The sequence below is a fragment of the Acinetobacter sp. S54 genome (assembly GCF_016624945.1).
Classification (GTDB): Bacteria; Pseudomonadota; Gammaproteobacteria; order Pseudomonadales; family Moraxellaceae; genus Acinetobacter.
The window spans coordinates 209,969-234,341 of sequence record NZ_JACVUI010000004.1 but is presented as its reverse complement, the minus strand read 5'-3'; the positions used below and the strand labels follow the sequence as shown (position 1 = coordinate 234,341).

At 40.5% G+C, this 24,373-nt stretch carries 23 protein-coding genes; 5 read left to right on the top strand and 18 right to left on the bottom strand.

The genetic code is table 11. From position 1 onward, the window contains the following. Nucleotides 1-14: 14 nt before the first annotated feature. The 6 genes from IAE20_RS09260 to IAE20_RS09235 all read right to left on the bottom strand — a co-directional run bounded on the left by IAE20_RS09260 (nucleotide 15) and on the right by IAE20_RS09235 (nucleotide 6,584). Nucleotides 15-1,415, bottom strand: coding sequence for a purine-cytosine permease family protein (locus tag IAE20_RS09260; protein ID WP_200482171.1), 1,401 nt, complete (start codon nucleotides 1,413-1,415; stop codon nucleotides 15-17). Between the two features lie 319 nt (nucleotides 1,416-1,734). After that, nucleotides 1,735-3,204 carry a (Z)-2-((N-methylformamido)methylene)-5-hydroxybutyrolactone dehydrogenase gene (gene tgnC / locus IAE20_RS09255; RefSeq protein WP_200482172.1) on the bottom strand — a complete coding sequence of 490 codons (1,470 nt, stop codon included), beginning with the start codon at nucleotides 3,202-3,204 and terminating at the stop codon, nucleotides 1,735-1,737. 10 nt (nucleotides 3,205-3,214) lie between these two features. Next, nucleotides 3,215-4,252, bottom strand: a complete 1,038-nt coding sequence (gene tgnB, locus IAE20_RS09250; RefSeq protein ID WP_200460317.1) for a flavin-dependent trigonelline monooxygenase oxygenase component — start codon at nucleotides 4,250-4,252, stop codon at nucleotides 3,215-3,217. Nucleotides 4,253-4,254: 2 nt separating this feature from the next. Further along, nucleotides 4,255-5,187, bottom strand: coding sequence for a flavin-dependent trigonelline monooxygenase reductase component (gene tgnA / locus IAE20_RS09245; protein WP_200482173.1), 933 nt, complete (start codon nucleotides 5,185-5,187; stop codon nucleotides 4,255-4,257). A 34-nt stretch (nucleotides 5,188-5,221) separates the two neighbouring features. After that, entirely contained in the window at nucleotides 5,222-6,013 is a 792-nt protein-coding gene (locus IAE20_RS09240; protein ID WP_200460319.1) for an alpha/beta fold hydrolase, read from the bottom strand. Then, the gene (locus tag IAE20_RS09235) at nucleotides 5,982-6,584 is read right to left on the bottom strand and encodes an amino acid synthesis family protein (RefSeq protein ID WP_200460320.1); all 603 of its coding nucleotides are present in this window, start codon (nucleotides 6,582-6,584) and stop codon (nucleotides 5,982-5,984) included. The genes IAE20_RS09240 and IAE20_RS09235 overlap by 32 nt, the downstream gene beginning before the upstream one ends. Before the next feature lie 151 nt (nucleotides 6,585-6,735). Between IAE20_RS09235 and IAE20_RS09230 the strand changes: the two genes are divergently transcribed. Together IAE20_RS09230 and IAE20_RS09225 are read left to right on the top strand one after the other, a co-directional pair. After that, nucleotides 6,736-7,398 (top strand): GntR family transcriptional regulator, encoded by a 663-nt coding sequence (locus tag IAE20_RS09230; protein ID WP_200460321.1) that lies wholly within the window; start codon nucleotides 6,736-6,738, stop codon nucleotides 7,396-7,398. A gap of 52 nt (nucleotides 7,399-7,450) precedes the next feature. Then, entirely contained in the window at nucleotides 7,451-7,738 is a 288-nt protein-coding gene (locus IAE20_RS09225) for a DUF1330 domain-containing protein (RefSeq protein WP_200460322.1), read from the top strand. A 183-nt stretch (nucleotides 7,739-7,921) separates the two neighbouring features. On the opposite strand, the gene IAE20_RS09220 is transcribed toward IAE20_RS09225, so the two are convergent. The 5 genes from IAE20_RS09220 to IAE20_RS09200 all read right to left on the bottom strand — a co-directional run bounded on the left by IAE20_RS09220 (nucleotide 7,922) and on the right by IAE20_RS09200 (nucleotide 13,886). After that, nucleotides 7,922-9,220, bottom strand: coding sequence for a DcaP family trimeric outer membrane transporter (locus tag IAE20_RS09220; protein WP_200482174.1), 1,299 nt, complete (start codon nucleotides 9,218-9,220; stop codon nucleotides 7,922-7,924). 120 nt (nucleotides 9,221-9,340) lie between these two features. Beyond that, on the bottom strand, nucleotides 9,341-10,996 hold the full coding sequence (aliA, locus tag IAE20_RS09215; protein WP_200482175.1) for a cyclohexanecarboxylate-CoA ligase: 1,656 nt from the start codon (nucleotides 10,994-10,996) through the stop codon (nucleotides 9,341-9,343). Nucleotides 10,997-11,119: 123 nt separating this feature from the next. Further along, nucleotides 11,120-12,277, bottom strand: a complete 1,158-nt coding sequence (aliB, locus tag IAE20_RS09210) for a cyclohexanecarboxyl-CoA dehydrogenase (protein WP_200482176.1) — start codon at nucleotides 12,275-12,277, stop codon at nucleotides 11,120-11,122. 12 nt (nucleotides 12,278-12,289) lie between these two features. Further along, the gene (gene badI, locus IAE20_RS09205; protein WP_200482177.1) at nucleotides 12,290-13,072 is read right to left on the bottom strand and encodes a 2-ketocyclohexanecarboxyl-CoA hydrolase; all 783 of its coding nucleotides are present in this window, start codon (nucleotides 13,070-13,072) and stop codon (nucleotides 12,290-12,292) included. Between the two features lie 46 nt (nucleotides 13,073-13,118). Continuing rightward, entirely contained in the window at nucleotides 13,119-13,886 is a 768-nt protein-coding gene (locus tag IAE20_RS09200; protein WP_200460327.1) for a glucose 1-dehydrogenase, read from the bottom strand. A 387-nt stretch (nucleotides 13,887-14,273) separates the two neighbouring features. Here IAE20_RS09200 and IAE20_RS09195 point away from each other — a divergent pair, with 387 nt between their 5' ends. The 3 genes from IAE20_RS09195 to IAE20_RS09185 all read left to right on the top strand — a co-directional run bounded on the left by IAE20_RS09195 (nucleotide 14,274) and on the right by IAE20_RS09185 (nucleotide 16,773). Continuing rightward, nucleotides 14,274-14,783, top strand: a complete 510-nt coding sequence (locus IAE20_RS09195; protein ID WP_200460492.1) for a MarR family winged helix-turn-helix transcriptional regulator — start codon at nucleotides 14,274-14,276, stop codon at nucleotides 14,781-14,783. A 161-nt stretch (nucleotides 14,784-14,944) separates the two neighbouring features. Further along, nucleotides 14,945-16,153, top strand: a complete 1,209-nt coding sequence (locus IAE20_RS09190; protein ID WP_200460328.1) for a DUF1615 domain-containing protein — start codon at nucleotides 14,945-14,947, stop codon at nucleotides 16,151-16,153. Next, a complete protein-coding gene (locus IAE20_RS09185) occupies nucleotides 16,120-16,773 on the top strand; it encodes an HAD-IB family hydrolase (RefSeq protein ID WP_200460329.1) in 654 nt (217 codons plus the stop codon). Before IAE20_RS09190 ends, IAE20_RS09185 begins: the two co-directional genes overlap by 34 nt. A gap of 22 nt (nucleotides 16,774-16,795) precedes the next feature. On the opposite strand, the gene proB is transcribed toward IAE20_RS09185, so the two are convergent. The 7 genes from proB to IAE20_RS09150 form a co-directional block, all read right to left on the bottom strand. Then, the gene (proB, locus tag IAE20_RS09180) at nucleotides 16,796-17,929 is read right to left on the bottom strand and encodes a glutamate 5-kinase (RefSeq protein ID WP_200460493.1); all 1,134 of its coding nucleotides are present in this window, start codon (nucleotides 17,927-17,929) and stop codon (nucleotides 16,796-16,798) included. Between the two features lie 74 nt (nucleotides 17,930-18,003). Beyond that, entirely contained in the window at nucleotides 18,004-19,230 is a 1,227-nt protein-coding gene (gene cgtA / locus IAE20_RS09175) for an Obg family GTPase CgtA (RefSeq protein ID WP_200460330.1), read from the bottom strand. A 154-nt stretch (nucleotides 19,231-19,384) separates the two neighbouring features. Continuing rightward, nucleotides 19,385-20,065: a hypothetical protein gene (locus tag IAE20_RS09170; protein WP_200482178.1), complete on the bottom strand. Its 681-nt coding sequence runs from the start codon at nucleotides 20,063-20,065 to the stop codon at nucleotides 19,385-19,387. Nucleotides 20,066-20,071: 6 nt separating this feature from the next. Next, a complete protein-coding gene (locus tag IAE20_RS09165; protein ID WP_200482179.1) occupies nucleotides 20,072-20,815 on the bottom strand; it encodes an MFS transporter in 744 nt (247 codons plus the stop codon). 179 nt (nucleotides 20,816-20,994) lie between these two features. Beyond that, complete coding sequence (locus IAE20_RS09160; RefSeq protein WP_200482180.1) at nucleotides 20,995-22,452, bottom strand: glyceraldehyde-3-phosphate dehydrogenase; 1,458 nt, start codon at nucleotides 22,450-22,452, stop codon at nucleotides 20,995-20,997. 260 nt (nucleotides 22,453-22,712) lie between these two features. Then, nucleotides 22,713-23,651 carry an EamA family transporter RarD gene (gene rarD, locus IAE20_RS09155; RefSeq protein WP_200482181.1) on the bottom strand — a complete coding sequence of 313 codons (939 nt, stop codon included), beginning with the start codon at nucleotides 23,649-23,651 and terminating at the stop codon, nucleotides 22,713-22,715. 99 nt (nucleotides 23,652-23,750) lie between these two features. Next, entirely contained in the window at nucleotides 23,751-24,341 is a 591-nt protein-coding gene (locus IAE20_RS09150; protein WP_200460335.1) for a lipocalin family protein, read from the bottom strand. Between the last annotated feature and the right edge of the window lie 32 nt (nucleotides 24,342-24,373).

The following is a 24,373-nucleotide window of genomic DNA, read 5'->3' as shown; positions in this document are numbered from 1 at the left end:
CTTTCTTGTCATGTTTAAAGTTGTGCATTGGTATTTAATGCGGGAGAGCTACATTTAATCTTTCCTAGATTAAAGAGGTAGTACACAACAAAACTTACCACCAAGCCGATCACCCATGAAATATCCACATCTGGAATCATAGTGGCGAAAGGCCCAGTGAAAAATGCATTGGTTAGAAATGGGATTTGCACCACAATTCCAATAAAATAAGCGATGAGTGCTTTAGCATTAAATTTTCCATAAATACCACCATCCTGAGCAAAAATGGATTGAATATCATAAGATTTCTTATTAACGACATAGAAATCTAAAAGATTAATAGACACCCAAGGCACCAAAATAAACAATAAGGCGAAAATGACATTTAGGAAAAAGCTAATGAAATTGCTTGAAGCCCAAAGCGCAGTAAATGTCGCAAGAATTAATACAACAATAGACAGCGTAATGCGCACATTTTTACTTGGCATCCATTTTCCAGCAAACGTCTGAATCGAGGTAATACAGGATAAAACCGCACCATACAGATTCATGGCATTATGACCAATGATGTTGCATAAAAATAAAATCATCAGGATATAACCAAATACGCCTGTACCTGATTTAACAGCTTCCATTGCATCTGTGCTAGATCCAATACTTACCGCCACCGTACCGAAACTCATCGCGAAGATAGTTCCAAGTGATGCACCCAAATAGGTATAAATAAAAGGCTTATAAATTCCAATGCTTTTTGGCAAATATCTAGAATAATCAGAGGTATAAGGTGAGAAACTAATTTGCCATACTGCACATAGGCCAAACATCGCAAACCAACCTTTCAGATTGAAAGAGCCTTTTGCCAAAACATCAGCATTGATATGTGGAATCATGATCATCAATCCGATCAGCAAGGAGCCTCCCATAAACCACGTGCCAATCTTGTTAAACTTATGAATCAGGTGATAACCAACAATACCAATGGTGGTTGCTGCAATAGCTCCAATCACTGTAGCAGTGGGAACAGGAATAGCGGGAACCACTGTATGCAGTGTTTTGCCAGACAAAATAATATTAGAAATAAAGAAACCGAGGTAAATCAGAGTAGTAAACAACACCACCAATAATGCACCGTAACGCCCAAACTGTGCGCGACTTTGTATCATTTGTGGAATGCCCACTTGTGGCCCTTGTGCAGACGTCAGGGCCAGAATAGCCGCGCCAAAGAAATGCCCGCAGCAAATAGCCACTAAAGCACTGATCAGACTTAAATTAAAGGTCAACATCGACATTGCACCTGTAATTACAGCGAGTGGCGCAATGTTGGTACAGAACCAGAGGGTAAATAGATCCCGCACTTTCCCATGACGTTCTGTTGGATCAACATAATCAATTGAATGACTTTCTATGGCGAAAGCATTTTTTTCATTTTGGCTCATATCCTTAATCTCTCTTTGAGGAATTCATTTTCCTCAATATCAGTATTAGTGAGAGTAAACTTAGGTCTTGCAACCTGCCCGATCAGCGCCATATCCAGATGACCTGATCTCTATTTTTTTAACTCTTACACACTGGCTTTTAGCAATTTCGGGAAATAAATGGCAAAAAAAGATAAAGTGAATATGGTCGGTGCATTTTAAAGGCCCAACAATAACCATCTTTTTAAACCACGATTCAATTTATAGAACGCTAAAATTCAATATCTTTATAGATTCATCCCTGAACTTAAAACCAGAGTTCCTTTTCCTTCACGATGCGTTATCGCATCACAAAGGGATCATCAATCGGTTGATCTGAAGTACGTAACCACACCGTTTTGGTAGTGGTATAGTCCAGCACCGCATCCGCTCCGCCCTCGCGACCATGGCCAGACAAACCATGACCACCAAAAGGTGCAAGTGGTGACACCGCGCGGTAAGTATTTAACCAAACAATCCCTGACTGAATCGCTTTGGTCATACGATGCGCGCGACTTAAATTATTGGTAAATACGCCAGCAGCAAGCCCATAAGGAGTGTTATTGGCTTTCTCGATCGCTTCGGCTTCAGTTTCAAAACTTACGACTGACAGCACTGGTCCAAATAATTCGGTCATGACGCAGTCCGCATGAGGCACCTCACTACAGTCCAGAATCGTTGGCGGATAGTAATAGCCTTGTCGATCTAGTGATTTACCACCTGTAAGCAATTTTGCACCTTGCTGAATAGAATTTGCCACCACCTGTTCAATTTTTTCGCGTTGGCGTAATGTACATAGGGGGCCATATTCAGTTGACATATCATCAGGTAAACCAATCTTAATGCTTTGTACTCGTTCAACTAAACGCTGCACAAACTCATCTTTGATACTCGCTTCAATCAATAAACGCGAACCCGCGACACAACTTTGTCCAGTGGCTGCAAAGATTGCAGCGACCTGTGCATTGACGGCGCTTTGTAGGTCTGCATCTGCAAATACGATAAATGGAGACTTTCCACCTAGTTCAAGCGACACTTTGGCAAGATTATTTGCTGAATTACGTACGATATGACGTGCAGTTTCAGGGCCACCTGTAAATGCCACATGCGCTACATCTGGATGACTACTCAGCACCGCGCCACATTCTGGACCAAAACCAGTGATGACATTCACGACACCGGCAGGAAAACCAGCTTGATGTACCAGACGAGCAAAGGCAAGTAAAGGAGCTGGGCCTTCTTCCGAAGCTTTTAGGACCACGCTACAACCCGCAGCGAGTGCCGGCCCAACTTTGACCGCAGACAAAAATAATTGACTGTTCCAAGGAACAATCGCCGCAACGACACCTACAGGTTCACGGATGGTCCATGCTTGCATATCTGGCTTGTCGATCGGTAAATAACTTCCTTCAAGCTTATCTGCAATTCCTGCATAGTAGCGATAGTATTCCGCCACATACGCAATTTGACTGGAAGTTTCACGAATGATTTTGCCCGTATCACTGGTTTCATACTGAGCCAGTTCTGGTGCAGCTTTTTCGATTAAATCTGCGAGTTTATACAGCAATTTACCCCGTTGAGACGCAGTTAAACCAGTCCATGCAGCATTTTGCATTGCTTGTGAAGCGGCATTTACAGCACGATTTACTTCATCTCTACGTGCTTCGGGCATTTTTGCCCAAACTTGGCCTGTTGCTGGATTGATACTGTCAAATTGTGCAGCACCATCTTCAAACTGACCATTAATGTACAACTGGAATTGAGAAGTCATGTCTTCTCTCCTATGCAAATGCGGGCATCACTTCATTGATCATACGTTCTAATGAGGCTTTTTTACGTTCAAAGCTCATGCCTGTATCAATCCAGAATGAATATTCGTTATAACCCATTGCTTCATATGCTTTTAAGCGATCTATAACTTCCTGCGACTGCCCGATCACATTATTTTTACGCATAGCTTCTGCGCTATAAAATGGATGTGCGGCAATTTCATCTTCGCTTAACGGTGCAATTAAACCCTGACTAATTTCGCGCTCGTTTTTAAACCATGCTCCGAAATAATTGTAGAACACATTTATTTCATCCGCAGCCAATTGGGCATCTTCTTCACTATCCGCAACATAAGTATGACGCAGTAACATGATTTCAGGACGTGGCACATCAGCAAACTTCTCACACGCCGCATTAAAGTGTCCCATCAATTTTTCAACTTCGTCATCACCAAAATGCAATGGAGTAACTTGTACATTACAGCCATTTTGTACTGCAAATTCATGGCTGTTTGGATCACGTGCCGCGACCCAGATTGGAGGATACGGTTGTTGTAGAGGTTGCGGTGCAGAGGTCGTTTTTGGAAATTGCCAAAACTCACCGTTATGTTCGTAATCACCTTTCCACAAATTTTTAATGGCTGGAATCATTTCACGTAAACGCTGTCCCGCACTCCAAGCATCCATGCCCGGAACCATGCGTTCATATTCAAATGAGTACGCACCACGTGCAATCCCGATATCCAGACGGCCATTGGTAATAATATCTGTCATGGCTGCTTCACCAGCCAATTTGATCGGATGCCAAAAAGGTGCAACTACTGTTCCAGTACCCAAACGCACATGTTGAGTTTTGTTGGCAATATCAACCAAATTAATAAATGGATTAGGTGCAATGGTAAAATTCATAGCATGATGCTCACCTGTCCAGATTGCATGCATACCGCCACGGTCGGCAATCTGACAAAGCTCGATCATTTCATCATAAAGCTGTTTCTGCGTTTGCTGATCAGAAACACGTTCCATGTGTACAAATAATGAAAAACGCATGGTTAAACTTCCTCTTTAACAATTTGACGAACCGTACCGCTGGTTTGATTACCGTAATAAACACCATAGGTTTTTAGATAATTTTCTTTACGATAACGCATTAACATGCTTTGCAAAGCGCTATCAACAAACGTAAGCTTTTCAAGATCATTTAAATCGACAAATTGACCTTTATGTGCGGTTGGAACAGGGGTGTTACATAAGAATGCGATATATTGTTGTTGAGTGGTCACATCATCATAGACGGAATAAATAAAGCTCGGCGAAGCTTCAGGTTGATAAGCAGCAAAGATTTTTTCCAGCGCTTTTTCTGCACCATCTTTATCTACAACCAAATGTGGTAGAGTCCATTTTTGATCTGAAGTCTGTTCAAGCAAAATCTGATTTTCGTGCCCAATAAGCGCCATCATCATGACTTTCATACTTGAAATGACATCGGTAGATGATTTTGCTGGTGTAAAATATGCGCCACGGTAATACCCCAGACCCGCAAAACCTGCTGAAGCAAAATTTTCTACTTTTCCAATTAGAATCGCATGGTCACCCGCATCAACTATTTGATAAGTAGTGCAATCAAACCATGCGCTCACACCATCAATTAACGGATTCTGATTTTCACTTTTCGACCATGCAAAATTGGCAAAGCGGTCATCACTTGGTCGAGCAAAAGTATTGGAAACATCTTTTTGCTCTTCCGCCAAAATGTTAATCGCAAAGTGTGACGCATGGGCAAAATTGTCATAATTGCTTGATGTCTTGGCAATGCTTACCAGAAGCAAGGCTGGGTCCAAAGACACCGAAGCAAAAGAGTTGGCTGTAAAACCTAATGGTGTTCCATCATCTTTACACGTAGTGACTACCGTTACGCCTGTCATAAATGATCCAAAGGCATCACGTAGTTCACGTATTTTATTGACACTTTCCATTTCGCTCATTTTCATATTCCTTCATCAATGAATGTGTAACCATCTAAATGCTGGTTTCTAACCACGCTTGCATGGCACGATTTACTTGATCGGGTGCAGTCAAATTCACCATATGTCGCTCATTTTCAATCACGACTGCTTTACCATGGAGAGCCTGATTTGCCATTTTAACCGCCATTTCAGCAGTAGAGTTCGGATCTCCTGTCCCTGTTAAGATTAGGGCTGGACAGGCGATTCTGGCCCATTCATCTGCATAAATTGCATCACCTTTTGCAAAGGCTGAATAAGCTGTTGCATAACCAGACATGTCAACATTTTCTAACCATGACTTCACTTTAAGTGCAGCCTGACGTTCAATCTCACGGTCACCAAACCAGCGTTGTAATGGTGTTTCAATATCAATATGACCTGTTTTTAACTCTTCAGCTCTTTGAATGACTGCATCTTTGGCCTCTGAGGTACGTTTATACACACCATTGAGCACCGCCATTCTTTTGACCAAATCTGGACGAGTAGCACTGACACCCGTGGTAATTAGCGACCCCATAGAATGGCCTGCCAAATTTACAGCCCCTATATTTAGGGCAGTAATGAATTCAATTGCCCAGTTTACAAAATCCTGTAATTGAGCATCGTCAGCCAGTTTAGTACTTTGCCCATGACCTGGCATATCGACAGAAATCACCCGGTAATGTTTGGAGAAATATTCAATTTGTGGATACCATGCTTCCGCCTGCATACCCACACCATGAATCAGCACTAACGGTTCGCCGTTACCCTGCTCAAAATAATGAGCGATACGATTATTTGACAGCTGCTGGGTTTTCGAGATCATGACCTAATTCCTTTAAATCCTGATAACGGTCACCAATACGATGATGAGGACGACCACCAGTTGCTGCACCAATCACCACCACTAGCTCATCTGCCGCAGGTGCATCTGGAATTGCAAACTGTAAGGTTAAATAATGAGAACGACGTCCTTCGTCATTTTTATCCATCATTGGAATAAAAATCGGTGCATTCGCAGGGCCGCGCGTATTATTAAAGGCCAGATAAGATTTCGCACCCACTGCACTGCGGTAGGTATTACCAAAATGTAAGGTGTGAATTAATGCAGAGGCATGTTCAAGTTCACCATCCAAACCGACCACTGCACATTTACCAAATGCTTCAACGGCCTCACCTGAACCAATTTCATCAATAATCAGTTTGGTTAAATGCTCACTTAAAATAGGTGCAATACGACGGATTTCAGGAGTCAAGTTTTCAACATACCCCTGACCTGCCCACGGGTTTTTAATAACCGCAGCTGCTGCGACCATTTTTAAAGGTTTTGATGCTTCTTTACCGCCATCGACATAAGTCGTTTCAACGTGAAGTACTGTTTTACGGATTAGATTCATGGCATTTCCTTGCGGGTGAATTTATCTTCAACTTGTATTATGGTATACCATAATACATAATGAAAAAAAAGCAAGAGTTTGCTATGCTCTTTTTAGATAAAAGAGATGTAACAAAAATTGCATAATGAAATTGGGAATGAATTAGTTATTTATGAATCTTAAAATTGAAAATCCGCCCGTTACCCTACGCGAACTCTGCTTAGGGAAAGTCCGAAATGCCATTATTACGGGTTACTTTCCTTCAGGCAAAAGGCTGGTTGAAAGAACGCTATGTGAAGAACTAGGAGTTAGTCGCTCTGTAGTGCGTGAAGTAATTCGCTATCTTGAAGCAGAAGGGTTGGTGGAAATTTTGCCCAATAAAGGCCCAATTGTTTCCCTACTTAATTGGGAAATTGCGTCTCAAATCTACGAGATTCGACTCTTATTAGAGCAAAGTGCCGTTGCAGATTGCACCAAAAATCTCACCGAACAAACCAGTAATACCCTTAAAGAATTGCTGTCAGAACTTGAGCAAGCTTTTGCTCATGATGATATTAATTTGATTATTTCAACCTCGGCAAAATTGTACGAAACTATTTTTACAACGGCTAAACACCAGATTGCCTGGGAGGTAGTACAACGTTTGAATGGTCGAATTAGCCGGCTTCGAGCGATGACAATGAAATCAACTCAACGTGAAATTTCAGGTTATCAACGCATTAAAAATATGTGTGAAGCAATTTATTTATATAAGGATCCTGAAAAAGCAAAACAAGCAGTCGCTGAGCATATTGCCGAAGCCGCGGCAGTTGCGAAAAAGATTCTAAACAGTTAATTCCCTGTTAAATAAAAATTTACGAGCCACTTTACACGAAGGAAGGAAACCAATGTCTGCTTACTGGATTGCCCATGTCACCATCCATGATTTAGAACAATATAAACAATATATGGCTTTGGCTCCTTTAGCCTTTGAAAAGTATGGCGCTAAATTTCTTGCTCGCGGTGGCGAATCCATCATTTTGGAAGGGCCAGTTTACCAACGACAAGTAGTGATTGAGTTTGTCGATATGGCCACTGCACAAGCTTGTTATCATTCGGAAGAATACACCAAAGCCAGAGCTGCACGTCAAGGTTGCGCCGAAGTCATGATTAGTATTGTTGAAGGTTTACTTTAATCGAGAAAAAAACCAATTTAGATGATCAATAAAACGCCTGACCTCGAACATCATTTTTAATGCGTTTTATTAAAATAAAAACACAGTATTTAACACTGTGTTTTTATTTAAGATTAAATCTGATATCGGATAAAATATTGAACATTTTGCCTGTAAAAACTAATTCAATATCATCTTTTTATTTTAGAAATCATAAATTGCAGTGACATTCACACGGTTATCTATCCCTTTTTGATCTGCAAAAGTTTTACGTTCCCCATACATATATTCAAGTCCAAAATTGACAGGTTTTACAGGGTTGTAAAAAATATTGATCCATCCTTCTTTTAGTTCTTTATTTTGCGTAGAGTCATTGCGTACCAATTGTGCGAAACTATTGTCATCATTTGCCAGCATATAACCAAAACCAAGTGTTGAACGGATTTTTGGAGTAAATTGGTGAGTAAGTCCTACAGTAAGCGTATCAAATTCATTTGGTTTCATTTTTTCATTGGCATCAAAAACATACGCATAGTTTGACCACAACACATTTTTGGTATCACCTTTAATATGATTATAGTCAAAGCGAAGTAATGTATCCGCGGTGATTTGATATTTCCCCCCTAAAGCCGCGCCCCACGATAAAAAATCATCGCCATTGCCAAAAGTAGTTGCCTTTTGAGTGAGAAATACACGCCCAGAAATTATAGAACCATTCTCAAATTTATAATTTAAACGACCTACAGCAGAAGGCATTTTTAATTTTGCATTTGGATCAGTTTTAAAGTCCTGTGTCCCAGATGTAGTCACTGTTTCAGCTTTTGGATCTTCTAGGCTTACCGCCAGATTCATATTTTTATCAATAGGATAACTATATTTAATTTGTGAAACACGTGTCAGCGAACCGCCCACCGATAAAGATGCATCTACAGTTTCAGGAAAATATTCTACTGCATTAAAGTTTGACCATGTTTGACCAACTAACCATTTGTCATACGTTAAATAGGCATGTCGGATACGGAAAGTATCTCGCCCTGTCCCGCCAAAAAAATCCATCTCAACTTTTCCACCTAAGCGATGGGCGCCCAGATTTGGAGTGGTAAAATTGAATCCGAAACGCGTCGCATTTAAAGTGCTTAGAAACTTATCCGAGTTATGTCCTTCATTTTCAGATCCTTTCAAAGGCACAGAGCTAATATAGTTATACATGGTATTAGGGCCTTTCATTTGATAAGTCCCATCTGCCCGTACATTTCCATATAATTCTAATTCTGCACCACCTTTGGTCACCATATGTTTTAGATCCAATGGCGCTGATTTTGTTTGATTTTCCTTACTTTCTTGTTGTTGCGCTTGTTGCTCCATTTTGAGTTCCAACGCCTGAATCTGTTGTTTCAATTCAGCCAGTTGTTCTTCCATACTTTTGGCATGACTAGGGAATGCAATCATGATCGCCCCCAAACCAATTATATGCTGATAGATCAAACTACGTGACTTTTTCATAGCAAACTCCATTTTTAAGGCACAGAAATACGTCAATCTCAAAACTTCTTGTTTTAAAACTGTGCCGATTTAATCCGTATTTATTTTCCTAATAAGAGACTCAGGAAATTTTAAAAAAAATTAGTTCAATGACGGTGCCTGTGTGGCAATCATTTCCCTCAGTTTAAATTTCTGGATTTTTCCAGAAGGTGTGGTTGGAATTTCATTCCAGACTTCAAGACGCTCAGGGATATATTGAATTGCCAGATTATGCTGTTTCAAAAAATCACTGACTTCTTTTAACTCGATGGATGTCCGATGCTCTTTGAGCTTAATGACGGCACAAGCACGTTCACCTAGCCGATCATCGGCATAAGCCACCAAGGCGACTACAGCAATATCAGGATGTTGATATAATAAAGATTCTATTTCTGCGACCGGAATATTTTCTCCGCCGCGGATAATCACGTCTTTATTACGTCCACAAATACGGATATACCCTTTCTCATCTTGATAGGCTAGATCGCCTGTTTCAAACCAGCCTTGTGCATCTGTATCATTCAAGTGCGGACGTTTGAGATAGCCTGCAAAACCTGAACAACTACGAATGACCAGACGTCCTGCTTCATTTGCTTGTTTTTGTATCCCATCCTCATCGAGAATTTTGACTTCAACTCCAGACAGTGGCAAACCATCCGTATTAAAAGAGCGCTCATCATCATCTTCTGGGCGGGTCATGGTAACCGCCCCGCATTCAGTCATTCCCCATGCAGAAATAACTTTGACTCCTAAACTTTCTCTAGCCTTTTGTACCAATGGACTCGGAATGGGCGCGCCAGCACACAGAAAAGTTTTTAGAGACTGCAGTTGGCGATGTGCCTGTGTATCTGAATTCGACAAATCATTTAGAAATGGTGTAGAGGCCATCGTAAACGTCACTTGATGTTTTTCAATTAATCTGGCGGCTTGCTGCACGTCCCACATATCCTGTAAAACGACTGTTGCCTTCAGTTCAACCGGCATGATTAAACCATACATAAAGCCAGTTTGATGCGCCATTGGAGACGCCATGAGAATCACGTCCTTTTCATTCAGATGTAACCGCTGTGCATAGGGAATGATATTGGCAAATAAAGTATTGGCCGTATGCATCACGCCTTTGGGTTCACCTGTTGTACCCGAGGTAAAAATTAACTGGGCAACGTCATCTGCGTTAATCTGAATATTGTTTAGCTGCTCTGCTGCTTCTTGATTATTTTCAAGCTTATGATTAACCAGCAACTTCTCATAACTATTTGCATTTTCGCCGTTTACAACGATGATATGTTTCAAGCTTGGAATTTTGCTCTGAAGCTGATTGGCTAATGCTTCGTGATCAAAATTACGAAATTTTTGAGGAACAACAAAAACTTTGGACTCTGCATGTTTAAGCATGAATTCCAATTCGCGCTCACGAAAAATCGGCATTAAAGGATTAAGCACGGCCCCAATGCGTCGACAAGCAATATAAAGCAATGAAAATTCCCACCAATTTGGCAACTGACATGAGACTACATCCTGCTTTTTAACACCGAGCGCTTGAAGACCTAACGCAATTTTATTGCTAACTTCCAATATTTCACGATAGCTAAAACGGGTTTCAGATTGATCAACTGTTTTAAAACTGATCAACCCAGTTTTATCTGGAAAAGATTTGACCGCTTCATTCAATGAATCCAGAATTGTTTTGTTATACCAAAAACCTTTTTCTAGCATTTTATCCCGACGTGACGGGATCAGAACCGTATCGAACTCCATTCTTCTCATCCTTTGTTATTATTTAAAGCTTTAAAGATTGCGCAATATCAATATATTTAAGCTTTATTCAAAACCTAAACATATTCCTTCTGAATATTGAACAATCTATTCTGCATCATTCTCTTATGCCGGAACGGCTTTGCGTCCTGCTTTATGACGGGCAATAATGGTTTTCATGATTTGCGCTGTCCCATCACCAATCTGAAACCCTAATACATCACGCAAACGTTGTTCCATCACACCACGGTCATATCCAGCATGCCCAAAGGTCAGTAAACATTGATGTACCACGTCATAAGCTAGTTTTGGCCCCCACCATTTACACATTCCGGCTTCTGAGGTATGCGGTAAATGCTGATCTTTAAGCCACAAGGTTTGCAGACAAAGTAAACGGGCCGCTTCGACCTGCGTTTCATAATCAGCTAAAGGATGAGAGACGCCCTGAAAAGCAGTTAAAGGCTTGCCAAAAGCTTCACGCTGTGCAGCATATTCCCAGGCTTCATCCAGTGAAACACGCGCAACCGCCAACACTTGCAAACCAATCAAAGCACGAGAAAAATCAAAGCCTTGCATGACTTGTACAAAACCTTTATTTTCTTCGCCTAAACGGTGATTTACTGGGACACGCACATTATCAAAGAAAATCGAACCACGACCAATCGCACGTTGTCCATGACAATCAAAACGTGTCGTACTAACGCCTGGTAAGTTCATCGGAACTAATAAAGCGGTGATACCATGCGCGCCAGACTCAATACTACCTGTACGTCCAAAAATGACAGATGCATCAGCTTGATCGGCTGCAGAGATGGAGGTTTTTTCCCCATTCAAAATATAGTCATTGCCATCACGTTCAATTTTTAAGCGTAGATTTCCTGCATCCGAACCACCACGTGGTTCAGTTAACCCAATGGCAAAAATCGCTTCACCTGCAGTGAGCTTTTCTAGCCAAGGGCGTACAACTTCGGGATCTCCATGCTCTGCCAATATCTGACCATTTAAAGAAGCCAGCAAATTAACATAAGAGAAGCTTAAATCAGCCTTAGCAATGGCCTCATGAATCACACCTGCTGCCAGACGCCCCATGCCCTGACCGCCATATTGCTCAGGTAATTCAGGTGCAATAAAGCCCATTTCACCCATCTTCTTGACCAGATCCCGATCAAACACACGGCTTTGATCTCGTTCTAAAAAACCGGGAGCAATAAACTTTTGAGCAAATTTATCGGCAGTTTCAGCCAAAAATTCCAAATCTTCCGTAATATAAGGATTTTTACTCATCTTGTTCACTCCTTACTTAAAGTATTTACGGAATTCAGGTTGACGTTTTTCTTTTAGCGCATTAACGCCTTCACGAGACTCTTCTGTGTCGTAATACAATTTCAACGCGTACATCCCCATACCCGCAATCCCTGCCTGATGTGCGGTATCCATATTGAAACTACGTTTGGCAATCGCTAGCGCAGTAGGGCTACGTTGGCAAAGTTCTTCGCCCCACGCCTGTACTTCAGCATCTAATTGCTCGGCAGGAACACATTTATTGGCAAGACCAATTTCAACGGCTTCCGGACCTGAATAACGACGGCACATATACCAGATTTCACGAGCTTTTTTCTCACCGACTACACGTGCAAGAAATGCCGTACCATAACCAGGATCAACCGAACCCATCTTTGGTCCAACCTGACCAAAAATTGCTTTTTCAGAACAAATCGTTAAATCACAAATCGTAGCCAATACATTGCCACCACCAATCGCATAGCCTTGTACCCGAGCAATAACGGGTTTAGGAACATCACGAATACAGTTATGCAACTCTTCCATTGGCAGGCCAATAGTGCCGCGCCCGTCGTAGTTACCATCATGTGCAGACTGGTCACCACCAGTACAAAATGCTTTTTCACCCGCGCCTGTTAAGACAATAGCTCCCACTTCTCGATCATAACCTGCACGATTCATAGCCTTAATAATTTCATCACAAGTCTGACCACGAAAAGCATTCATTTTTTCGGGGCGGTTAATCGTGATCCATGCCACGCTATTTTTAACTTCGTATAAAATATCTTCAAAATTCATTTTATTTGTTCCTTTTCAATTTTTCTCAATCCAAATCTTGATTGTGTTAACCATTCATGGTTAGGCCACCCGACACACTTAATACTTGTCCCGTTATAAAGCTCGCATCATCACTCAAGAAAAAAGCAATGGATGAGGCTAAATCGTCAGGCTGCCCTAAACGACCTAATGGAATCGCACGGGTAAATGCTTCGCGTAATTTTTCTGGATTAGATGCGCCTTCTGTAACACCAGCCAACAATGCCGTGTCTGTTGGTCCCGGACAAATCACATTAATAGTAATATTATTACGTGAATGCTCTCTCGCCAGAGTTTTGGAGAAAGACAGTAGCCCCCCCTTACATGCGGCGTATACTGCTTCACCTGAAGAGCCGACACGTGCAGCATCCGATGCAATATTGACAATACGGCCTGCATTTTTTTCAATCATGAAGGGTAGAACTGCATGATGCATATTCAACATACCCACCAGATTAATCTGAATCAGTCGTTCCCATTCATTTGCATTAGTTTTGATAAAAGGCTTGAAAACATCCCAACCTGCGTTATTCACTAAACCATCAATTGAACCCAGTTCAGTCTGCGTCTTTTGTACGGCTTGATCTACAGCTTCACGGTTCGTGATATCACACTGTACGGCAACCGCTTGTCCATGGTTCGCTTGAATGTCTGCCACTAGAGATTCAGCAACTTGTAAATTCATATCAAATACCGCAACTTTTGCACCTTCCTGCGCAAGACGTTTACAAGTAGCAGATCCAATTCCACCTGCACCGCCCGTCACGATAATGACTTTGTCTTTTAGTCCTTTCATCTTCTTTCCTTTGTCCTTGTTATAAATTCAGCATAATTATTCGGCGGATTTATGTCAATACATTTACATATATTAAATTTTAAAAATTTTAATTTATTGAATTTTAAATAATAATTAATTATTTTAAATCATCATATTTACATAATATCCCAAAATACTTATATTTTTGATTAGTCAAAAATACCATTGGATAAGATTCAACTGATTCAGTTAAATAAACATGTGACTACGAGGGAATGAAATTGACGTTTCTGAAATCTAGGAAAACTCTGACGGACGGTAAGTATTTTTCTATAAAATTTGATTTAAAGGCCCCACACATGAATCTTTTGAATTCCCACTTTTAATTCAGGTATGATGCTCTAAGTAAGGATCTTTGAGATGCGAATGAATAACACACAAGAAAAAATGTATGATCCAGCTTTATATTCAATTCATAACCGATTGTTTTTTAGGTTATTCCAAGTAGGAAACTCTCTGGATCGACAATGTTTTAACCAGCTTGGAATTTCGCCGGTACACTGGTCGGTACTCGGTGCTTTATCACGCCCTCATGCTAAAACAGGAATGTCCTTTTCCGATTTAACTGAATATCTTGGGGTAAGTCGTCAAAATTTGACGCTTATCTTAAAACGTCTTGAACGTGATGGCTTTGTTGAACGCTTAATTGATCATCAGGATCGACGTGCAAAAAATGTAGCACTTACCGCATTAGGACATAAGAACTGGGAAAATTTGCAGGAACAAATTTTTAGTTTTTATCATCAGGCCATGGACGGAATTGCTTTTGATGATGCAGTAACGCTCATACATCTGCTAAATAAAGTAAATGAAGGCTTAAATAGGATCAAAATTGAAGATGTAAACACAAAGAGCCTTAACAACGCATTTGAATAACTTTAATAAAACCATTTCAAATCAATTAATTACTCAAAAAGTAAACAATGCTGATTTAAAATCAGAAAACACCACATGCATAATATTCATGCATTTTTCGATCAACATAGTATACTGCATCTGTTTTATTGCTCATCTTTTTATCAGGGTGCTTTGTTTGCATGAATACCCCCTTTAAATCTGGTTTATACCTAAAGTCATTCAGCACGATTGTATTAAGTCTGGTGTTGGCTGGATGTGGTGATGGTAATTGGTGGTCGCATAAGGATGAACCTGAATTTAAAGCTGAGCAAATTAAACGTGTGATTCCTACGCGTGTGAGTGGCCGTGAATCATGGGCAAATGATATCGATGATATTATGGGAAAATTAGGTATTCCCAAAACTAAAGAGAATGTATGCAGCATTATTGCTGTGGTTGATCAAGAGTCTAATTTCGTTGCAGACCCAGTCGTTCCTGGGCTAGGTGAAAAAGCAGTTAAGGAAGTCAATACACGTCTAAATGAAAAGTTTGAAGAAAAATTAGGAACCACTATTGGCGGTCAAGTGGCAGGTTATTTTGAGGATGTCCTTAAAAATCAGCCGTCTCCAGATAATAATTATATGAGCCAAATGCGTAAAGTCCGCACGGAGCGTGATCTGGATTTACTTTATCGTCAAATTTTTGATTTTATGGCGAGTCATTATCATGTCAGTGCTTTAACTGGAGCGGCCAAATTAGTAGGGCAAGATATTGGCGAAAAAATGAATCCAATTACTACGTTAGGTTCTATGCAAGTCTTGATTACTTACGCACAGGATCACAAACGTTCTCGTATGAATACCAATGAATTGCGTGACGATTTATATACACAATATGGTGGTTTATATTACGGTATCCATCGTTTGATGATGTATCCTGCCGATTATGATAAGTCGATTTATCGATTTGCTGATTATAATTCTGGTATGTATTCTAGCCGTAATGCGGCTTTTCAAAGTATGCTAAATGATTTAACACCAAAAGAACTGGATTTGGATGGCGATTTACTGCTTTACAATAAAGATGGTAGTCCCCGCGCTGTACTCAGTCAATCTGAGAAAGAACTTATCTCTGTCTTTGCGCAAAATAACGTGTTAGTTACACCTCGGCAAATTCGCTCAGACCTGAAAAAAGAGAAAGAGAAATCTTTTGAAGATACCCAAACTTATATAGCGGTTAAAAAATTGTATAAGGCAAAAACTGGTAAAGAACCAATTTATGCCATCATGCCGCAAGTCATTATTTCTGGACCAAAATTAAGTCGAGATTACAACACCAACTGGTTTGCCTCCCGAGTCAATGGAAGATATGAAACATGTATGCAACGAGCGAAACGAATAAAAATATAAATCTCGCCCTGTTTGATTTTGATGGAACACTCTGTACTAAAGATAGTTTCACTGGTTTTATTTTTTATACTTTATCTAAAAGGCATATCATGCGTAAGGGTCTGAAGATTCTTCCGTGGATTCAGGCCTATTATTTAAAACTTTATCCCGCTGATGCCATGCGCGCCAAGCTTTTTACCACGATGTTTAAAGGCAATTCAGCAGAACAATTACAACAATTGGGGCAGGACTATGCCAAGACTTTGCTTAAAAGCCTAGATTCACAATTGCTACAGCGCCTATTACAGCATCAGTCACAAGGCGATAAAGTGGTTTTGGTTTCTGCTTCGATCGATTTATATTTAAAACCAGTTTGTGAACTTCTCAATATCGATCTGATCTGTACACAAGTTGAGATCCTTAATGGAATAATTACGGGCGAATATTCTACACCCGACTGTAGTTCTGAACAGAAAAAAATCAGAATTCATAACGCTTATCATCTCAATGATTACGCCCATGTATACGCTTATGGCAACAGCTATGAAGATTTAGAAATGTTTAGCTTGGCAGATAGCTGTTATATGGTCGGAGAAGATCAACAGCTACCTCGACTCGCAGATGTAAAAAAACTCGCCTAAGCGAGTTTTTTATTTTTTAACCTTAGTAAATCGCCATATGGTTGCGATGAATCATTTCCAGTGAACGCGCTTCGCCTAAAACTTGATAAACCTTATCAGATGCTAATCCTTTGATAATATCGGCCGATTGCGAACTAAAATTTACCCGTCCTACCGCAATCCGCTTTCCAGACTTATCGACACATTCAACGACATCACCACGATCAAAATGCCCTTCAACAGTTTTGACACCAACAGGCAATAAACTACGATGACGTTCTTTAATTGCGTCTACAGCACCATCATCAATAATCAAACGGCCTGCAGTTTGTAAATGTGCCGCTAACCACTGTTGATGCGCCGTCATACGATCTTTATCCGTACTGAATAAAGTGCCGAGCATTTCACCTGCCATTAAACGCGACAAAACATGATCACTTTCACCACTAGCAATGAGCGTTGGACATCCCGATTTAGCCGCAAGGCGCGCAGCACGAACTTTAGTGACCATGCCTCCTCGTCCTAGCACGCCACCACCGCCCGCCATTTCAAACAAACTATCGTCTAAAGCACGAACTTCAGTCAATAATTTCGCGTCAGGGTTACTACGTGGATCAGAATCAAACATACCTTGCTGATCCGTTAATATAATCAACAAATCCGCATGTACTTGCCCCGCAACCATTGCCGCCAACGTATCATTATCACCAAAACGAATTTCATCGGTTGAAACCGTATCATTTTCATTGATGACGGGAATCACACGCCAGTCAATCAAATTTTGTAATGCATCACAAGAGTTAAGATAACGCCGACGATCTGCCAGATCATCATGAGTCAGAAGAACTTGTGCAGTTTGAATGCTATGTTTTTCCAGCACACTCGACCACGTATGGATCAAGCCCATTTGGCCAATAGCTGCACAAGCTTGCAGACTGGGTAGATCGGTGGGTCGACTCGACAGCTTCATGCGCACCATCCCTTCAGCCACAGCACCAGAGGACACTAAAATAATTTCATGTCCAGCAGTATGTAGATTGGCAATTTGAGTTGCCCAATGCGAAATTGCATCTAAATCTAAACCTTGCCCATTTGCTGTGAGTAGAGAGGATCCGATTTTAACAACGATTCGTTTACACTCATTGAGCTGACGTTGCCCATCCACCACTTCTATCATGTTTTCCTCAAATTGCTTTCCATCTTGCAAAGCCACATCACCTCACAGGAGGAATTAAAGGGGTTGTGAAAAGTCTAATCACGCACGTAGATACTTTCTACATCGTTATCATCATCTTCGTCATCGAAGTCATCATCGTCTTCACCAGCCAGTAAGCCTTCCAAACGCTGGGCTCGGCGCATGGCACGATATGCTTCTTTTGCCGCGATAGTTTGTTCACGTGTTTCAGCCTCAAGCTGTTCACGGAATGCTTTAACTTCTGCTGCGTACTCTGGATCTTCAACTTCACGCTCGCGTTGTTGCTCAATTTGATCCATGAGGTAATACACTACAGGTTTAGTGCCTTCTTCCAATAAGCCAGAGGTTTTAAAGACCGGCCCTGTCCACTGCAACTCATCAATAATGTGCTGACACCATTCATCACGGCTGTCTTCATCCAATTGATCGAGTTTATTAAGAACCAATACGATCGGTAGTTTCGCCAGTGTCGGAGAAAATTTCTCCAACTCTGCGATAATTGCTCTGGCATTATGCGCAGGGTCTGAACCATCGATCGGTTGTACATCCACGATATGCAACAAAATACGTGTACGTGCCAAGTGTTTTAGAAAGCGAATGCCGAGCCCAGCCCCTTCTGCTGCGCCTTCAATCAAACCTGGAATATCGGCCATGACAAAAGAACGATGACGATCGGCATCGACCACACCTAAATTTGGCACCATAGTCGTAAACGGATAATCAGCCACTTTCGGTTTGGCTGCACTTACGGCACGAATAAAGGTTGATTTACCTGCATTTGGCATGCCCAGCAAACCAACATCAGCCAGTACTTTTAACTCTAAACGAATTTCACGGAATTCGCCTTTTACACCCGTAGTGAATTTACGAGGTGCACGGTTAGTCGATGATTTAAAATGGGTGTTACCCAAACCACCATCACCCCCATGAGCCACCAAAACACGCTGACCATCTTTGACCAGGTCGCCAATAATATCGCCTGAATCTGTATCGACAATCGTGGTGCCTACGGGAACCTTTAAAATAACATCGTCACCGCCACGGCCTGAGCAGTTCGCACCTGAACCATTTTTTCCACGCTCTGCACGGAATTTTCGGGTATAACGAAAGTCGACCAGTGTACCAGTATCATCATCAGCCTGAATATACACGCTGCCCCCACGACCACCATCGCCGCCATCAGGTCCACCAAACGGTACAAATTTTTCACGGCGAAAACTGGCTACGCCATTGCCACCGTCGCCAGCCTCTACGGTAATGACTGCTTCATCAACAAAGCGCATGTGCCAATCCTCTGAAATCTCTAAAAACCGCCTATTCTGCCATATTTTACTAAAATTCTCGAATAGAAAATGCAAGCAAATTCCCAGTTTCATGAAAAAGCCTAAAGGCGCTGTAGAAACTGAGAATTTAAAGATTAAAAATGAAGGTCAATTTTTAAGGATGAATATTTTTCAAAGGGAGATTCATCTGCATATCAAGGTTTGCCTGAGTCGTTTGTACGGAGTTATACATAATGGCATTGAAAGTCGCAATTTTGCGCATTGTCATCGGATCATTGATATTTAGAGTGGGATTAAACTGATGCTGGACATTGAGGCGTACAGGCTCATTAAACTCAAAATATACGGGCCCACTAAATGAAATTTTGACAGGTAAGGTATAACTGCGTTTAAGCTGAAACGGTACATCCAACTGGATGGGAATATCCAGTTTTAAAGGAAACTGTGGCAATAACTTATTTTGATAGATCAGATCGGTTGTGGTTTCAAGTGGCATAGTTTCATCGATTTTTAGCATCGTGGAATAATCAATATTCACTGTAATCGGAGTTTCCACCTCAAAACTCAATTCTGCTAGATATTTACCACGTAGCGGTAAATCTAATTGTCGATTAATATCAATGCTGGTATCAAGTTTACCTATCGACCGAGTTTGCAAATAATTTCCGACATGGATTTTTGTAGGAAGTGATTCGGGTAAATGAATTTGAGCATGATGAGAAGACACAGAAACAGATGCCTGAATATTCAAATAAAGCCAAAATAAGACTGCAACTAGACTCACGATGCCAATAAAAATCAGTAAAGTACGTTTTAAGGAGCTAAAGAACCACATTAATTGCTATTCCTTGTGTGGTAAAGGAACAGGCGTTGCTATTTTCGAAGTAGGTGGCGAATCACCCACTTTTTGAATGCGCATACTCGACAATGGAATTTTTAACTCCCCCTGCTGAATTTTGATCGGTAAAGTATTTTGCACATCTACCGAAGCAGCTAAAGCTGTTTCAATGGGAACATTCAAATGACCACTAATAGGAATATTAGTTTTTAAAGTGGTATCTAATGGAATATTTAAATTTTCTTTTAGTACTGTGCGCACTGGTGCATCAAACTTTAAATGGACGTTTTGCTCAAGCGGAACTTGTATATCAATCGGCACATCTAATTTGATTGGAATAGTTCCTTTCAACGGCAAAGTAATATCCTTACCCAATACCTTGACTTGAACGTTCGTATCAATGGGTAAGTTTTGATTAACCTTCAACGTTTCCTTTACAGGAATGGTCGTTTTAATCGGCACCTGATTATCAAAATAAACACGCGGCGTCAGAGTTTGGGTTAAAGGAATATTGAGATTTTCCCGAATAGGAATCGCAGCATTCACACGACCTGTAACATCCACATCCAGTGCATCCTGAATTTTGACTTTTGCCTGCAAAGGCTCTTGTAAATCAATATTCACCGCTTGATTTTTCAAGGGAATATAAATATTGAAATATTTAAAAACCCAGATTGCAATACCAACACCTATTAGGGTCGCCAATGCAATCAATGCTAATCCACTCAGCACATTTCTCACTTGCAATGTTCTATCCTTAAATTACAAATTCTTTTATTTCTTTGAAAGCACAGTGTTTACGATTTAATAGAAACATTCAGCATCGATTTTGTATCTGTGAAATGCTGTTAGTCTTTATAAAACAGATCGACATAAAAAAAGCTCAGTCGAAACTGAGCTTTTTAAAACAAACATGAAGTAATAAATTATGCATCAGTTCCAGCAGGAACTTTTGGATAACTTACGCCACACATTTGTTCAGCGATACGCAATACTTGGCAGCTATAACCGACTTCGTTGTCATACCAGACATACGCAGTTAAACGATTACCTGAAGTAATGGTTGCCTGAGCATCAAATACGCCCGCAGTACGCGAACCAATAAAATCACTTGAAACCACTTCAGTTGAGTTGGTATAACCAATTTGACCTTGCAGGTTAGAATTAATTGAAATCTGACGAATATATTCATTCACTTCATCACGATCAACTTCTTTATCTAACGTCAAATTCAAGATTGCAAGAGAAACATTTGGCGTTGGTACACGAACAGAGTTACCTGTTAATTTACCTTTCAACTGTGGCAATGCTTTAGCAACAGCTTTAGCAGCGCCTGTTTCTGTAATCACCATGTTCAAGGTTGCCGCACGACCACGACGATCTGCCTTGTGATAATTATCAATCAGATTTTGATCATTGGTAAATGAGTGAACAGTTTCAACGTGACCATTTAACACATGATATTTTTCATCCACTACTTTTAAGATTGGAGTGATTGCATTAGTGGTACAGCTTGCAGCAGAAATAATTTTGTCTTCATCTAAAATGTCAGCTTGGTTTACACCAAATACCACATTTTTCATGTCGCCTTTACCCGGTGCAGTCAACACAACACGGGCAACACCAGCGCAGTTAAGATGTTGGCTTAAACCATCAACATCACGCCATTTACCGGTGTTATCAATCAAAAGCGCATTGTTAATACCATATTGGGTGTAATCCACTTCACTTGGATTAGACGCATAAATCACTTTGATGTAATTACCATTGGCGATAATTGCTTCGTTTTCTTCATCAACAGCGATTGTACCTGCAAAAGTACCGTGAATAGAGTCACGACGTAACAAAGACGCACGTTTTGCCAAGTCGCCATCAGAAGATTTACGCACAACGATTGCTTTAAGGCTTAAACCACGCCCCAAGCCAGATTGACTAATAATCAAACGTGCCAAAATACGACCAATACGACCAAAACCGTATAACACTACATCTTTAGGTTGTTCAGAGGTTGCATTGCCTTTGATTGACTCAACCGCTTGAGCAACAAAAGCATCGATATCGCCGCCTTTTTCTTTGTATTCAACAGCAAGCTTACCGATATCAACTTCAGCTGAACCAATATTTTCAACTTTTGCCAACGCTTCTAAAATCGGAAAAGTATTAACAACAGAAAGCTCTACGTCCACTACACGAGTGCGACGATGCGTTTTTAAAATCTGAATCACAGAGCGGTTGATTAAAGAACGACCGTAAACAGAAACGACAATATTTTTTTCGCGGTATAACTGGCCAATTAGCGCAATCATATGTTCCGCAATTTCTTCGCGGTTTTTCCAACGACCCTGGTGTTCCGCGTGTAGGGCGATGATAGTGTCTTTGCTCACAAATACGTCCTCTAATGAATAATTTCTAGGCGTGAATTTCAAAACCCCATAATTGTAAAGGAATTATCATCAAGATTGAATCAAAAGCTGTTGATGTCGATGATATTTTCAGTGATATTCACTATAAATTTATAAAATACTTATGATTTTTTATTTTAATTTTTAGTAAAAGCGTGTTGATGTTTAACTTTTATATCAAGGTATTTCGATCCGCGAGCTTCATCAACAGGATGAATCATAAAATCCTGCTGATATTTTACTCATTCTCCATTTTTTAAACGTTTCTGATAAACCTCTATATTTCGTTCAAAAGCCACTTTATTTTTACGCTGCTGATAAAGATGCCAACTTCCTTCAATCACCAGCAATAATACCGCACACCAAATTGGAATATAGGTGTACCATTCTTCTGATGTAATTTTTTCACCCAATACCAAAGATGCAAGTGCTAATAAAATGGGCTCCAAATAACTAAGCAAACCAAAAAGAATCATGGGCAAAAAACGACTCGCTAGAATATAGCTTCCCAAACCAATCGCACTTAATACCCCTAATCCAAGCACCACCAATAACATAAGGGGCTGTTGCTGCAACACAACCAGACTTCCCTTGCCGCTTTGAATGAAGTACAACGCAATAGGTAAGATAATAACGATATCCCACCAAAAACCGCCTAAATTATCGGTACCAATTTTTTTACGCAATAAAAAATAGGCCGAATATCCAAACGCTACCAAGGCAGTTTCCCACGCGATAGAACCTAAACGAAAGATTTCGTGACTGACACCTATTACTGCCAGAACAACAGCGGCGATCTGAAATTTAGAAAGCTTTTCACCATACAATAAACTGCCACTCAAGACTAAAACCAGTGGCAATAAAAAATAACCCAATGAAACCTGTAAACCACGCCCATTCATGGGACCCCATAAAAAGAGCCAAAGCTGAACCGATGTTAAAATAGAAGATAAAATCAGAAGTAAGAAAAATGCAGGTTGAGCAATAATTCGCTGATAAATCGTTTTAATATGATTTAAATCACCCAGTAGCCACATCAATAGGGTGAGAAAAGGCAACGTCGCCACCATACGCCAGCCAAAAGTCTGCTCACTATCCAGACCAGTTAATAGCTTGGTATAAAAATACAGCACACCAAAGGTAACCGATGCGATAACTGACAGCATAATGCCTTTAAACATCTTGAACTCGTAATTGCAAAATTGGAAAAACTTGAATAATCATCTATTAAAAAATAAAAAACCATGCATCAGCATGGCCTTCTATTACAATGATAACGTTTATTTTAAGGTATGTTGAGGGCGAATAATATCATTGAGTTCATAACCTAAGGATTTTGCATAGTTCAAATATTCATTGACTACATCTTCAGAAAGTTCTGGTGTTCTGGACAAAACCCAAAGATATTTACGTGAAGGTTCACCCACTAGCACAGTTTGATAATTTTCATCGAGTTTAAGTATCCAGTAATCTCCACGGGCCACAGGAATCCAGCGCACCGCTTCTGGTAAAAAACTTACTTTTAGTTTGGTATTAAAAGGTGGGTTTTCAACAAAAGCCTCACCGATTGATTGTTTCAGCAAACCATCTTTACTGTAGCAACGATTATCCACGACCACATTACCATTTTCATTTAAGGTATACGTCGCAGTAATATCTTTGACACATTGGTTTTCAAAAAACATCGGTTTACGCGCAATTTCGTACCAAACACCCAAGTACTTATCTAACTCTACTCGTTCAACTGTAGGTAAAGGCTTATTTTGTGCATAAGCAACCGTTGCGACTGCCAAACCTGTCAATACAATTCCACCCACTGCAATTTTGGTCAGTCTCCAACTGGCTTTTGGGAGATTCTGTTTTAATGACATTTGTATTCCCCTGTCAATTGCCTGATTTATTC